Raw genomic sequence first — 13,936 nt, forward strand, 5'->3', positions numbered from 1 at the left:
AGAAACACTACACCGCCATGCTCAGCCTCGTATCAACGGTGATATGGCTGGCATGATTGAGAACGCTCCCTAGGCCTGAATAAAATCCGGAATTAAGCAGTATCCTCTATGAATAAAACAAATATTACCGTGGCCGGGCTGGGTTATGTGGGCTTGGCCAATGCAGTGCTGCTGGCCCGCCATCACTCTGTGGTGGCTTACGACATCAACCCCTCCCGGGTGGCGCAGCTGGCCGAAGGGCAAAGCCCGGTGCAGGATGAAGACATCAGTCACTACCTGGCCACAGAGCCGCTTAACCTGCATGCAACCACGTGCCCGCAACAGGCGTTTGCCGAAGCCGATTATATTGTGGTGGCTACCCCTACCGACTACGATCCGGAGACCAATTTCTTCGATACCAGTTCGGTAGAAGCCGTCATTGAGCTGGCCAGCGCCATTAACCCCACAGCTGTGTTTATTATTAAATCCACCGTGCCGGTGGGCTTTACCGCCCAATTGCGCCAGCGACTGGGTTATGAAGGCATTTTGTTTTCGCCCGAGTTTTTGCGCGAAGGCCAGGCTCTGCAAGACAACCTCTATCCTTCCCGTATTGTGGTGGGTGGCACCAGCCCTGCCGCACACCACTTTGCGGCTCTGCTGCAACAAGGCGCGCTGGCCAATGACGTGCCCGTGCTTTTGGTAAACAGCTCGGAGGCCGAAGCCATCAAGCTGTTTGCCAATACCTATCTGGCCATGCGAGTGGCCTATTTCAACGAGCTGGATACCTACGCCGAAAGTCATGGTCTGAATGCCCGCCAGATCATAGAGGGTGTGGGGCTGGATCCACGTATAGGCCAACACTACAATAACCCCTCGTTTGGCTATGGCGGTTATTGTCTGCCCAAAGACACCAAGCAGCTGCTGGCTAACTACCAGAACGTGCCCAACAACCTGATCAACGCCATTGTGCAGGCCAACCGCACCCGCAAGGATTTTATTGCCGAATCGGTGCTTAAACGCCAGCCCGGGGTGGTGGGTATATACCGACTGGTGATGAAGTCGGGCTCCGACAACTTTCGTGCCAGTGCCATGCTGGGAGTTATAAAACGGCTTAAGGCCAAAGGCACCAGTGTCGTTATTTATGAGCCAGCACTGAACCAGCCAACCTATGCTGGCTGCCCCCTTGTTACCAGTCTGGCTAATTTAAAACAGCAGGCCGATGTTATTTTGGCCAACCGACTGACCACCGATTTACAAGACGTTGCCAACAAAGTATACACTCGGGATATTTTTGGCCAGGACTGATAAAAAGCCCCATTGGGCGCAAGATAAAAATATTAATTTGCAGGAGCACGCATGAATTTGACTATCGCCGCCGCGGCATTTTGTAACTGGCAGCAGGCAACACCCATATTGCAGCAGCTTGGCACTGGCAGCCAGCCAGCCGCTACCGAGCTGGCTACCGAGGCTACTATGCAGCAACTGGCTGAGCTACTGGCTAGGCACGGCAACGGCGCTGTGGTGTTGTATGCCCCATTAAACATGGCGTTGGAACATGCGGCTGACATGGGCATAGAGCCTTCTCAGGCTATGGCGTTATGGCAGCTTAATACCACTCAGTTAATCCGCTTTTGCAAGCAGCAGCGTGGCAAGACTCTGTTATTCAACCTTGCAGATGTGCTGGCTGCTCCGCAGCTGTTCAAAACCCTGTGCGCCCAGAATTGGTCCGACCTTACGGTAAAGCAAGCGCCGGCAGCGGCCGGTGTGCAGCCGGTAGCTACCCTTTATCGTTTGCTTGGGCAATGCTTGCTCTCCAGCACTCCTGGGCTGCTTGCACTCTCTCAACAACTTGACGCACTGGCGCAGCCCTTGTCATCGGCGCCGACCACAGCCCCCACTGCCAGTGAGCTTAACCAACTGGTAGCAGACCACCATGCAGGCAGCCTTGCCCAGCAGCAACTGAAAGAGGCTAACCAGCAAAATCAGTGTTTTAGCGAGCAGGTAAGTACCCTTATCAAAGAAAAAGAAGCCGCCTTGCAATCGGCCAGTGCCCGAGCTGAACTTGAGCAAGAAAACACCTTATTGCTGGAGCAGCTGCACCAGGTTCAGGAAGCGTTAGAGTCCAATTCCCTGAAGCACAACGCGCAAAAAGTGGAGCAGGAAAAGACTCTGATCCAGGCCAGAGAGCAGCTGAATCAGGCACAAATAACGCACAAAAAGCAGCTAGAGGCGCTTACCCAAGAAAAAGCAGCCGCCCTGCAATCGGCCAGTGCCCGAGCTGAACTTGAGCAAGAAAGTGCCTTATTGCTGGAGCAGCTGCACCGGGTTCAGGAAGCGTTAGAGTCCAGCTTGCTAGAGCACAACGCACAAAAAGCGAAGCAGGAGAAAACTCTGGGCCAAGCCAGAGAGCAGCTGAATCAGGCACAAACAACGCACAAAGAGCAGCTCGCCACACTGCGCCAGCAACTGGAGGCGCTCACCCAAGAAAAAGCAGCTGCCTTGCAATCAGTCAAAGCCTATGCCGAGCTCAAGCAAGAAAATACCCTCTTGCTTGAGCAACTGTTTGTGGTGCAAGAAGAATTGGAAAAACACCTTACTGCCAGTCAGCCACAAGCAGAACAACACACCAGCATGGCCGTCAGCGCACAAACAGATGCCAATGAAGGTGTTAAACCCGCTAAACAGCCTTCTGCGCTCAATCGCCAGCTTAAAAAGCGAGCAGAGAAAAAAAGGCTCAAGCGCAAGGCAGCCGAGCTTGCCGGCTCACCGCTGTTCAATACCGAATGGTATCTTAAGGAGTATCCGGATGTGGCTGCCGACAAAACATTCAGTCAGGATCCGGCTCTGCATTATTTAACGTGCGGTGGTTTTGAAGGCCGTAACCCCAGCCCGCATTTCAACAGTCAGGATTATCTGAATGCCAACCCGGATGTAGCCACTGCAGGCTTTAACCCGCTATATCACTATTTGCGCTTTGGCGAGGCCGAGAACAGGCCGCGTTATTAATGACTATTTCTGTATTTAATACTGCAATTGATGAACCGGCTTATCGCGCTCTGTTTAATGCCAACTGGTATCTTGACCACTATAAAGACGTGGCAGCTGCCGGTATGGATCCCTGGCAGCACTTTATTCGCCACGGCATGAGTGAGCAGCGCCTGCCCTGCCCGGTAGCTGCGTTATCACTGGAAGAGCAATTATGGCAAGGCCATGCCTCTGCGCTTGAGCCATTGCAAGCCCTGGCCCGGCAACAGGGGCTGGAAGGTGCCGTGGCCGGCTGGGTACTGGGCCGCTGGCACTCTGCCCATGGTGACCATGCTCTGGCAGAGCCCCTGCTTTGGCATTTTTTTTCCGAGCCTGCTGCCCGGCTGGTGGTCCGTCACGCCGGCCCTTGTTTATTGCTGTTCAGCGCACTCTGGCACCAGAACAAAACAAGTGAGGCAGCAAGCTGGCTGGCCAACCCGCACTGGCCAGAGGTGGCAGATCAGGCCCTGGCCCGGTTGATGCTGCCCCAACACCATCGGCTGACTACACTGAACCGGTTTTTTCAGGCCCATGCCTTGTGCCCAGTTGAGCTGCAAAACCCTAATGCCGGACTCATGCTCGATAATCTTGCCGCACACACCGTACCGGCCGTTCAACGCCGGCATTGGTGGCAACGCCAGCCTCTGGTGACGGTGATCATGCCTTGCTATAACGCCGAGGCTACCATTGCTACCGCGTTGCGCAGCCTGCAGCAACAAAGCTGGCAGAATCTGGAGATCCTGGTGGTGGATGATGCCTCAACCGATGGTTCCGCCAACCTGGTAGCCCACCTGTCCGCACAAGACCCCCGCATCTCACTGCTGCGCCATTCAACAAACCAAGGGGCCTATGCCGCTCGCAACACCGCACTGGCAGTGGCGAAAGGGCATTTCATTACCATCCATGATGGTGATGACTGGTCACACCCACAAAAAATTGAACGACAGGCAGCAGGGCTGTATGCGTCAAAGCGCGCCGTGGCAAGTGTCAGCCATTGGGTGCGTTGTACCCCGGAGGTGAATGTTACGCCATGGCGGCAGGAAGAAAGCTGGGTTTACCGTAATGTGTCGTCGCTTATGTTTCGCCGTGTTGTTTTGCGCAAACTGGGCTTTTGGGACAAAGTATCGGTCAATGCCGACACCGAATATTATTACCGTATTCTCAAACGGTTTGGTACTGCCGCCATCACCGAAGTGATGCCGGGTATTCCACTGGCATTTGGCCGGGTTGATGATCAATCGCTCACGCAGCAAAGCCATTCTCACCTGCGCACCCAATACCTTGAAAATGGTCTGCGCCGCCGTTATCACGAGGCGGCACAGCAGTGGCATAACACTGCAGCTGCCCGCAATTTGTATTTGTCCCAAGCCCCTGGCCAGCGCCCCTTTTCCGCCCCTGCCCCCATGTGCCGGGGAACAGAAGAGCAAAAGGCGCACAACCTGGCGTTGCTGGCGCAACAAAGCGGGCTGTTTGATGCTGCCTGGTACTTGCGCCGCTATCCGGATGTGGCTGCCGCCGGCATGGATCCCTGGCTGCATTACCTGCGCCACGGATATAAAGAAGGTCGCGATCCTGGGCCCGGTTTCAGCGGATCTGGCTATCAGTGGGCTGAGCCCAGGGCCCAAGGGAAAAACCCGTTGCTGCATTTGCTGAGCACAGACCAGGCGGTTGGCTACACACTCCCCATTCACCAGGGGAGGTTAACGTGGCAGCCGGGCAGGCCGTCATTACTGTTGTGCGCCCATCAGGTAACCGAACAGTGCTATGGGGCCGAACGCAGCTTTATTGATGTGTTGCAGGCCTTGTCTGCCCTGCCCTTTAACCTGGTGGTAACCTTGCCTTCGGCCATCGCTGCCGGCTATGTTGAGCAAATAAAGGAGCTCAGCCATCGGGTTGTGATTTTACCCTATCACTGGTGGCAAGCCGGTCGAACGGTTGAGACTGAGACCGTTAGTCAGTTTGCCGAGCTCATTCGGCAGTTCAATATCACCCTGGTATATTGCAATACCCTCACCCTTTTAGAGCCCCTGCTGGCGGCCAAAGAAACCTCTGTGCCAAGTATTACCCATGTACGTGAGTTGCCGGAGCATGATGCACCTTTATGTGAGGCCTTGCAGTGTCAGCCCGAACAAATACGACAGCACCTGCTGCAGCATTCGGACTTTTTTATCGCCAATTCACAAGTGGTTGCCAATTACCTCAATGCTCCCGAGCGGGTGTGTATCATTCCCAACATCATTGAATCCGCCAGATTTGATCTCCCCCTGCCCCGTTGTGCTCGTCTGCAACTGGGGATGATCAGCAGTAATCTGCCCAAAAAAGGCCTGCACGATTTTGTTCGGCTTGCGGCGCTGCTGCATGAGCAGGGCGTTACCGTAGATTGTGTGCTGATTGGCCCGGAAAACGAGCATACTCGGGCTCTGTTCATCGAGCAGGCTCCTCCCGCTAATCTGCGTTTTGCCGGATATCTGCCTTCACCGCAAGAGGCCATTGGCCAGCTGGATGTATTGGTCAACCTGTCGCATTTTCAGGAATCGTTCGGCCGTAGCGTGCTGGAAGCCATGGCCGCCAGTCGCCCCGTTATCTGTTATGACTGGGGCGCCTTGCCGGAGCTGGTGGTGCATGGTAAATGCGGCTTTTTAATCCCCATGGGCGATGTAAAACAAGTCGCGGAATATGCCACTCTGTTGGCAAGCGATAAAGCCATGCGCATAAGTATGGGACTCGCAGGTAAGGCCCGTGCACAAGAATTATACAGCCCTGTTGTGATGCAACAGGTAATGGAAGCTTTGTTTAAAGCCCGTTTGGGCAATAATTTTTAACCAAGAGAAATACACATGCAATATCAGTCGTTCCCTGGTGTTAAGGGTGGTTCAGCGTCCTTGCAAAAACTGGCAGCATTACGCCTGCCTTCGCTTACTGGCAAGCGCTTTCTTGATGTTGGCTGTAATGAAGGTTTTTTTTGTGGCTATGCCCTGTTTGATGGTGCCACCCGTATTGTGGGCATGGACAAGTCTGCCCAGGCCATCGGCAAGGCCTCGGCCCGCTTTCCGGATGTGGAATTTATCAACCAGTCGTGGGATGCCCTGCCGGAGGGGCCCTTTGACGTTATTACCCTGCTTTCTGCCCTGCATTATGCCGAGGATCAGACCGAGCTTATCCATCGACTGATGGGATTACTGGCGGATGATGGCCTGCTGGTACTGGAGATCAGCATGGCGCCAGGCCAGAAAAATGACTGGGTTAAGGTAAAGCGCGCCATAGACGAACGCTATTTCCCTACCCGCATTAAATTAGGCCATGTGCTGAAAGACTATGCCTGGAAGATAATCGGCCACAGTGTGATGCAAGACGGAGATCCTCTGCCGCGCTATGTTGTGCATATTCGCAAGTTACAACCGTATGCTTGGCTATTGATGCAAAACCCGGGCTCAGGCAAGTCAACCATCGCCCGCAGAGGTTTTGGTAACAGGAAAGATTTACCAATAATATCTGGTGATCTAGTTTACCGGAGAATATCCACAGGGCAGCATGAAGTAACCACAAAGTTACATAAACTAGTCCAGGAAACATATCGTAGTACCTGCATAGATAAAGTTACTCAAAATGTCATGTCTCAGGGCTTAGCAGATGAAATGGTGGCTTTGTGGTCAAGCCTTGCTGGCTTTCAGGACTTTGTGCTCGACTCTTATGTGCCGGAAGAGTTCCGCCAACAGATAAAAGATGCTCTGCAATCTCTCGGTTATTTTCCGGTTGAGGTATCGTGGGATAATAACAGCCCTCTGACTAAATCACAGACTACCTCAAGCAAGGCCAGGCAGTATGAAGCTCACTTGAAAAAGGAGCAGTCTGCCCTTGACTACCAAGGTGTTCAGGTTACCAAACAACTGAAAAAAGAGCTTAAACCTCTCATTCAGTGGCATCTGGATTCTCCCGGTAGCGGAGAATGGTGCGCCGGCGCAAAAACCGTCCGCATTGCCGGCTGGGCGGTTACCAAAGATTATCTGCAAACCAGCTACCGCCTTTACGCTACCGGGCCGGAGGGCGAAGTGTATTTTTCACCAAACAAGGTAAGAGCAGATGTGCTGGATGCCGTTTTTGGCAGCGCGGAGGCCTCTCCCGATTTTTGGCAGGCTCATCCCTGTGGCTTTTCCTTTGACCTGCCTGCTGGATGGTTGGAAAGCGGCTTTGAATTAGGGCTGGTGATCAATGATGCCCGCATTCCGCTGGCGCGCATTGACATTTCGCAACCCAGAGCCGCCAGCCTGGGCACGCAATTGGTGCAAGGTATAAAACGGCTACGGGGTTAACATGACGCGATTACCGGCCTTGACGGTTAAAACACAACTGCAGCATCTCCAGCTTGATATTGGCTCTGCCATTGGCCCTGGTTGGGTGCTGGTAAGTGGCCAGCTGGAATATGATGAGCCGGAGCTGGAAGCCGTTCTGGTTACTGAAAGCAAGCAAGGGGAAACGCTGTCGTTTAACCTGCCGGTGGCGCTTAAAGGCAAACTGTATGAGCTGGTTCGATTGCCAAAACAGGTTACTGATACTTGGCTGGAGGTAAAGAGTATCGGCTCGGTGACAGGTGCAGACTCGGTGCGGATTGAATCCATCAATCCTTTCACCAGCCGCTATTTGATGTGGCGAAGGCTGTACAACACTTACACCCTTGCTTCAAAATCACAACGCCGCCTTTTAGGTCTGACTACGGGAGGCATGCTGTTCAAGCCTTATCCGTCTTACGCCTTGGTCGGTAAAAGTCGCTACTATACCGCCTCTCCTTCTTACCCCGAATGGGTTGCCCAGTCCGAGCAATTCACCTCGGCGGATAGCCTGCGCCTGAAGCGTACCGTCAAACGGCTCGGATTAAAGAGCATGATGGTCGAAGTGGTTATCGATGCCCGGAGCCTTGACTCGGCAGAACCTGTTTTGGAGTCACTGACCTCCCTGCACGCCCAACTGGAAATCCCTTTCCGGCCATGGGTGCTGACCTCTGCAAACGCTTTGCCCCAGTGGGCAGAAATACTGCAGGATCAGGCTGAATTAATCAGTGACGATAGCCTCGCCGCACACGCTGGTTTGCCCTGCTCATATCAACCCCAATGGGTATTCATGATGCAGGCGGGCACTCGGCTAGCGCCCTGGGCCCTGGCTTGGATGGCCACGGAAACCAGGAATTCGAACACGGCCTTTATTTATTCGGATCACGATTACCTGGTTGACGGTAAACGGGTGAATCCTCAGTTCAAACCGGATTGGTCTGAAGAGCTGGCCCGCACTTCCGGCTATGTGGGTTCTGCTTTTGCGCTGCGGGCCGATCTGTTTAGCCAGGTTGTCCAAGAAACCGGTTTTGATTGTGCCTATCAGCTGGTGCTGGATGCAGCGGCACTGACCGGCCCGGAGGCGATAAGCCATATTCCCGCGGTGCTGTGTCATTACGGGCCTCAATGCGCCGTAACCGCCAGCCAACAAGCACTGGAACAGCACTTGCGCCGGCGTAATATAGCGGCAAGGGTAGAGCCACAGGGGGCCCATCAGCGAGTGCGTTATCAACTGCCTGCCAATCTGCCCAAGGTGTCTATTGTGGTACCCACCCGGGATGCATTGAGTTACCTGAAAACCTGTGTAGAAAGCCTGTTGCAAAAAACCACCTGGCCGGACTACGAACTGCTTATTGTGGATAACCAGAGCAGTGAGCCGGCGGCTCTGGCCTATCTTCGGCAGCTAGATCAGGATGCCCGGGTAAAGGTGCTGCGCTACGATCAACCCTTTAACTTTTCTGCCATCAATAACTTTGCGGTGAAACAGGCGAACGGTGAAGTTATTTGCCTGCTGAATAACGATACCGAAGTGATCAGCCCCGACTGGCTGGAAGAAATGGTCTCTCGCCTGCTGCAATCTGGTGTTGGTGTGGTGGGTACCCGGCTGTACTTCAGTGATGGCCGGGTGCAACATGCCGGAGACGTGCTGGGCCCCGGCGGCTGCGCTACCCATTTGCACGGCATTCTGGAGGCAGACGACCCAGGCTATATGCACAGGGCTGTGCTGGCTCAGGATTTGTCTGCGGTAACAGCTGCCTGTTTTGTAACCCATAAACAGCTATATCAGCAATTGGGCGGCCTGGATGAAACCAACCTGACCGTGGCTTTTAATGATGTGGATTATTGCCTGCGGGTAAGAGAAGCCGGACAACGGGTGATTTATACCCCTTACGCAGAGCTGTATCACCATGAGTCCGTTTCTCGCGGCAAAGATGATTCACCGGAGAAACAGGCCAGGGCCAAACGTGAAGCGAAATATATGCGCAGCCGCTGGGGGCACATCATTGAACGCGATCCCTTTTATAATCCCAACCTGAATTATTCGCAACCTAATTTCAAGCTGGGCAAGATCCCCCGGGTAAGCTGGCCGTGGTAAGCCAGCAGCCCAGGGCCCTGATAGTGGAACAGGGCGCCAATCCTTCCAGCGATTTTTTTGTGCGGCCATGCCTTGTGGCAAAGAGTGAACGCATTATCGTTGCCGGGCTTGATGCACCTGCACCCTTGTTAACCGGGCCATTGGCCAGAGTGGTATTTGTGCGCTATGTCACCCCGGCCTGGCGGCTATGGGCGGAAAAACATCGCTCGCAACTGGGCCAGGTGGTGTTTTTTATGGACGACGACCTGTTCGATTTACGCGCTCATGCCGGCCTGCCGCTGCGCTACCGCTGGAAGCTGTACCGGCAGGCCTGGCAGCACCAGGCCTGGTTTAAAAAAATGGGCGCACAGCTGTGGGTGTCTACTCCCTGGCTGGCAGAAAAATACGCCGGCTGGCAGCCTACCGTCCTGCAACCGCAGTCACCCTACTCTGGTTTGGGCTCGGGCTTGAGTGTGCAAAAAACCCTGTTTTATCATGGTTCTGCGTCGCACAAGTCTGAGTTTGAGTGGCTCTATCCGGTGTTTGAACAGGTGTTAAGCCAGGAGCCCACCTTAAGTGTTGAGCTAATTGGCAATAGCAAAGTACGCAACAGGTTTGCGGCCTTGCCCCGGGTGCATGTACTGCACCCCATGAAATGGCCAGCCTACCAGGCCTTACTGGCCCGCCCGGGTCGCACCATTGGCCTGGCGCCGCTATTGGATAATGGCTTTAACGCCGCCCGCGCCCCCACCAAGTTTTTTGATATTACCCAGGCCGGTGCCGTAGGCATTTATGCAGATCACCCGGTTTATCGCCCCCTGGTGCGCCATGAGCATAACGGCCTGCTGTTACCTATGAAGCAACAAGTGTGGGTAGATGCTATTTTGCGCTTAAGTAAAGATGACTCAACTCGGGAAATGATAAGAGAAAACGCAAAAAAGATAAGCCATGCGTAGGGTCGAATTCATTCGACCAAACCCAGTGTGCTGTTCTAAAATCGGTCGAATACACCTTATAAAAAAATGGCCCCTACAACAGCACGAAACTGAAAACTTAGGTTAAAGATTTCAACAATAAGAGATGCAATAATGCGTAAAATTTTGATTACTGGCGGAGCCGGTTTTATTGGCTCGGCAGTGATCCGCCATATTATTCAGCACACATCAGATACGGTAGTAAACCTGGACAAGCTCACTTATGCAGGCAATCTGGAATCATTGGCCACGGTCGCGAATTCGCCTCATTATCATTTTGCTCACCTTGATATTTGTGACCGTGCCGGACTGGATACTTTGTTTGTCGAACATCAACCCGATGCGGTGATGCATCTGGCGGCGGAAAGCCATGTAGACAGATCCATTTCCGGCCCGGCGGAGTTCATCAATACCAATATTGTGGGCACTTATACCTTGCTGGAAGCGGCACGCGCATATTGGAATGAGCTGAATGCTGAACGCAAAGCGGCGTTTCGTTTTCATCACATTTCTACCGACGAAGTGTATGGCGATTTGCACGGCACCGATAACCTGTTTACCGAGGCCACGCCTTATGCCCCAAGTTCACCCTACTCTGCCTCAAAGGCCTCCAGTGATCATCTGGTCAGAGCCTGGCACCGTACCTACGGCCTGCCCTCGATCATTACTAACTGTTCCAACAATTACGGGCCTTATCACTTCCCCGAGAAGTTGATCCCGCTGGTGATTTTGAACGCGCTGGAAGGCAAGCCCCTGCCCATCTACGGCAAGGGCGATCAAATTCGTGACTGGCTATATGTAGAAGATCATGCCCGCGCTTTATATGAAGTGGTCACCCGTGGTGAACCAGGTGAAACCTATAACATTGGCGGCCATAACGAAAAGACTAATCTGGAAGTGGTGAATGCCATTTGCAGTATTTTAGACAAACTGGCACCTTCACCATTTTCACCCTACGCCTCTCTGATCACCCATGTGGAAGATCGCCCCGGTCATGATGTTCGCTATGCAATAGATGCTGCCAAAATTGAGCGCGAATTGGGCTGGGCGCCGCAAGAAACCTTTGAGTCCGGCATTCGTAAAACCGTAGAGTGGTACCTGATCAATGAAGATTGGGTAAGTAATGTGAAACAGCGCGGTAAGCCTTAAGAAAAGAGTTCAAACATGCATATTGTGTTACTGGGTAAAAATGGTCAGGTAGGCTGGGAGCTACAACGGGCGTTGGCGCCATTGGGGCAAATAACGGCACTGGATCGGCACAGCACCGAGTATTGTGGAGATTTAAGTCGCCCGGATGAACTGGCACGCACCCTGCGCAAACTCAAGCCTGATGTGATTGTGAACGCTGCCGCTTATACCGCCGTAGACAAAGCCGAACGAGAGCCAGAGCTGGCCTACCAGATTAATGCGGCCAGTGTGGCCGTGCTGGCAAAAGAGGCCGAGGCGTTGGGGGCCTGGCTGGTGCATTATTCCACCGATTATGTGTTTAACGGTAAAGGCACTCGCCCATGGCAGGAAACCGATACGCCCGACCCACTCAATATCTATGGCAAAACCAAGCTGGCCGGCGAACAGGCCATTACGATGTATTGCTCTCGCCACCTTATTTTTCGCACCAGTTGGGTATATTCGGTACGCGGCAATAACTTTGCCGGCACCATGTTGCGCCTGGCGCGGGAACGGCAGGAACTGGCGGTAGTGAGTGATCAGATTGGCGCCCCCACAGGTGCAGAGCTCATTGCAGACTGTTCGGCTCAGGCATTGCGCATGGCGCTCGCCAAGCCAGAACTGGCAGGCCTGTATCACCTAACCGCCACGGGTGAAACCAGCTGGCACCACTATGCCGCCTTTGTCTTTGATCATGCCCTCTCGTTAGGTGAACCACTCAAGCTGGAGCAACTCAAGGCCATGTCCAGTCATGACTGGCCTGCTCCGGCTCAGCGCCCCACTAACTCCCGCCTGAACACTCAGTCATTTACTACTGCTTTTCAGCTTACGCTTCCCCCTTGGCAAATAGGTGTCACCCGCATGCTGAACGAACTATTGGATAAAAAATCATAATGAGCACTCGAAAGGGGATTATCCTCGCCGGTGGATCCGGCACTCGGCTGTATCCGGTAACCATGGCCGTAAGTAAACAACTGCTGCCGGTGTATGACAAACCCATGATCTACTACCCGCTGTGCACGCTTATGCTGGCGGGTATTCGCGATATTCTGATCATCAGTACCCCACAAGATACGCCGCGTTTTGAGCAGCTACTGGGAAACGGCAGTCAGTGGGGTCTTAACCTGCAATATGCCGTGCAAGAAAGTCCCGATGGTTTGGCACAGGCATTTTTGATTGGTGAAGACTTTATTGGTCAGGATAATTGTGCGCTGGTGCTGGGTGACAATATTTTTTACGGTCACAATCTTCAGGCGGAACTAATGCAGGCCAGTGCTCAGGCAGAAGGCGCGACTGTGTTCGCCTATCATGTGCAGGATCCTGAACGTTACGGCGTGGTGGAATTCAATGAACAAGGTCAGGCACTGTCACTGGAAGAAAAACCGACTGAGCCGAAAAGTAATTATGCCATTACCGGCCTGTATTTTTACGATAACCAAGTAGTGAATATAGCAAAAGGATTGCAACCTTCCGCTCGCGGCGAGTTGGAAATTACCGATATTAATCGGCACTACCTGGAGCAAGAAACACTGTCTGTATCAATCATGGGCCGGGGGTATGCCTGGCTGGACACAGGCACTCACGAAAGCCTGAACGAGGCCAGCAATTTTATTCAAACCATAGAGCACCGGCAGGGGCTGAAAGTCGCCTGCCCTGAAGAAATTGCCTACCGAAAAAGCTTTATTAATGACAATCAGGTGCGCCAACTAGCCGCTCCTCTCGCTAAAAACGCGTATGGCCAGTATTTACTACGCCTTATCCAACCTGGGTTTAAAGCATGAATATCATTAAAACCAACATTCCCGACGTTTTGATTATCGAGCCCAGAGTGTTTGGTGACGAACGCGGCTTCTTTTTTGAAAGCTTCAACGAACGACAATTCGAGTTGGCTGTCGGCAGACCGGTTAAATTTATTCAGGATAATCATTCCCGCTCAGCCAGGGGTGTACTACGTGGCCTGCATTACCAAGTTACACAGCCCCAAGGAAAACTGGTGCGATGTACCCAGGGGGAAGTGTTTGATGTGGCGGTAGATATTCGCCCCAACTCCCCTACATTTGGTCAGTGGGAAGGTATATTTTTATCGGCCGAGAACAAGCGTCAGGTGTGGATCCCCGAAGGCTTCGCCCATGGTTTTGTGGTGATCTCCGAGATAGCCGAGTTTTTATACAAAACAACCGATTATTACGCCCCCGAGCACGAGCGTAGCATTAGGTGGGATGATCCCACACTTGCCATAGACTGGCCGGTGCCCTGCCCGCCCGTGCTTTCGGAAAAAGATAAAAAAGCGCTACTGTTTGCCAATACCGAACTGCCTGGCTAAATGTCAGCCACAGCACTCAATTCATAACCTCGACGTTTGGCTAGGTGTAGGCGCCGCTTCAGCTGGCGCG

Annotated in this window: 10 protein-coding genes; all 10 read left to right on the top strand. The window is 53.2% G+C overall.

The features are described 5' to 3' along the window. Positions 1-108 precede the first annotated feature (108 nt). The 10 genes from ABD827_RS10355 to rfbC all read left to right on the top strand — a co-directional run bounded on the left by ABD827_RS10355 (position 109) and on the right by rfbC (position 13,866). Entirely contained in the window at positions 109-1,284 is a 1,176-nt protein-coding gene (locus ABD827_RS10355; protein ID WP_344964714.1) for a nucleotide sugar dehydrogenase, read from the top strand. Positions 1,285-1,335: 51 nt separating this feature from the next. Then, the gene (locus ABD827_RS10360) at positions 1,336-2,985 is read left to right on the top strand and encodes a coiled-coil domain-containing protein (RefSeq protein WP_344964715.1); all 1,650 of its coding nucleotides are present in this window, start codon (positions 1,336-1,338) and stop codon (positions 2,983-2,985) included. Beyond that, positions 2,985-5,825, top strand: coding sequence for a glycosyltransferase (locus tag ABD827_RS10365; protein WP_344964716.1), 2,841 nt, complete (start codon positions 2,985-2,987; stop codon positions 5,823-5,825). The genes ABD827_RS10360 and ABD827_RS10365 overlap by 1 nt, the downstream gene beginning before the upstream one ends. Before the next feature lie 15 nt (positions 5,826-5,840). Continuing rightward, the gene (locus ABD827_RS10370; RefSeq protein ID WP_344964717.1) at positions 5,841-7,313 is read left to right on the top strand and encodes a class I SAM-dependent methyltransferase; all 1,473 of its coding nucleotides are present in this window, start codon (positions 5,841-5,843) and stop codon (positions 7,311-7,313) included. Between the two features lies 1 nt (position 7,314). Continuing rightward, on the top strand, positions 7,315-9,423 hold the full coding sequence (locus ABD827_RS10375) for a glycosyltransferase family 2 protein (RefSeq protein WP_344964718.1): 2,109 nt from the start codon (positions 7,315-7,317) through the stop codon (positions 9,421-9,423). A 74-nt stretch (positions 9,424-9,497) separates the two neighbouring features. Then, the gene (locus tag ABD827_RS10380; protein WP_344964719.1) at positions 9,498-10,358 is read left to right on the top strand and encodes a glycosyltransferase family protein; all 861 of its coding nucleotides are present in this window, start codon (positions 9,498-9,500) and stop codon (positions 10,356-10,358) included. 132 nt (positions 10,359-10,490) lie between these two features. Further along, the gene (gene rfbB, locus ABD827_RS10385) at positions 10,491-11,525 is read left to right on the top strand and encodes a dTDP-glucose 4,6-dehydratase (protein ID WP_344964720.1); all 1,035 of its coding nucleotides are present in this window, start codon (positions 10,491-10,493) and stop codon (positions 11,523-11,525) included. Positions 11,526-11,540: 15 nt separating this feature from the next. After that, positions 11,541-12,437, top strand: coding sequence for a dTDP-4-dehydrorhamnose reductase (rfbD, locus tag ABD827_RS10390; RefSeq protein ID WP_344964721.1), 897 nt, complete (start codon positions 11,541-11,543; stop codon positions 12,435-12,437). Beyond that, a complete protein-coding gene (rfbA, locus tag ABD827_RS10395) occupies positions 12,437-13,324 on the top strand; it encodes a glucose-1-phosphate thymidylyltransferase RfbA (RefSeq protein ID WP_344964722.1) in 888 nt (295 codons plus the stop codon). Before rfbD ends, rfbA begins: the two co-directional genes overlap by 1 nt. Continuing rightward, positions 13,321-13,866, top strand: a complete 546-nt coding sequence (gene rfbC / locus ABD827_RS10400; protein WP_344964723.1) for a dTDP-4-dehydrorhamnose 3,5-epimerase — start codon at positions 13,321-13,323, stop codon at positions 13,864-13,866. Before rfbA ends, rfbC begins: the two co-directional genes overlap by 4 nt. Positions 13,867-13,936: the final 70 nt, after the last annotated feature.

The sequence above is a fragment of the Oceanisphaera sediminis genome (assembly GCF_039539745.1).
Lineage (GTDB): Bacteria > Pseudomonadota > Gammaproteobacteria > Enterobacterales > Aeromonadaceae > Oceanimonas > Oceanimonas sediminis.

Excerpts from the sequence above, each read along its gene's own strand:
- ABD827_RS10355 (WP_344964714.1), top strand. The coding sequence starts at position 109 with ATGAATAAAACAAATATTACCGTGGCCGGGCTGGGTTATGTGGGCTTG.
- ABD827_RS10360 (WP_344964715.1), top strand. The coding sequence starts at position 1,336 with ATGAATTTGACTATCGCCGCCGCGGCATTTTGTAACTGGCAGCAGGCA.
- ABD827_RS10365 (WP_344964716.1), top strand. The coding sequence starts at position 2,985 with ATGACTATTTCTGTATTTAATACTGCAATTGATGAACCGGCTTATCGC.
- ABD827_RS10370 (WP_344964717.1), top strand. The coding sequence starts at position 5,841 with ATGCAATATCAGTCGTTCCCTGGTGTTAAGGGTGGTTCAGCGTCCTTG.
- ABD827_RS10375 (WP_344964718.1), top strand. The coding sequence starts at position 7,315 with ATGACGCGATTACCGGCCTTGACGGTTAAAACACAACTGCAGCATCTC.
- rfbB (WP_344964720.1), top strand. The coding sequence starts at position 10,491 with ATGCGTAAAATTTTGATTACTGGCGGAGCCGGTTTTATTGGCTCGGCA.
- rfbD (WP_344964721.1), top strand. The coding sequence starts at position 11,541 with ATGCATATTGTGTTACTGGGTAAAAATGGTCAGGTAGGCTGGGAGCTA.
- rfbA (WP_344964722.1), top strand. The coding sequence starts at position 12,437 with ATGAGCACTCGAAAGGGGATTATCCTCGCCGGTGGATCCGGCACTCGG.
- rfbC (WP_344964723.1), top strand. The coding sequence starts at position 13,321 with ATGAATATCATTAAAACCAACATTCCCGACGTTTTGATTATCGAGCCC.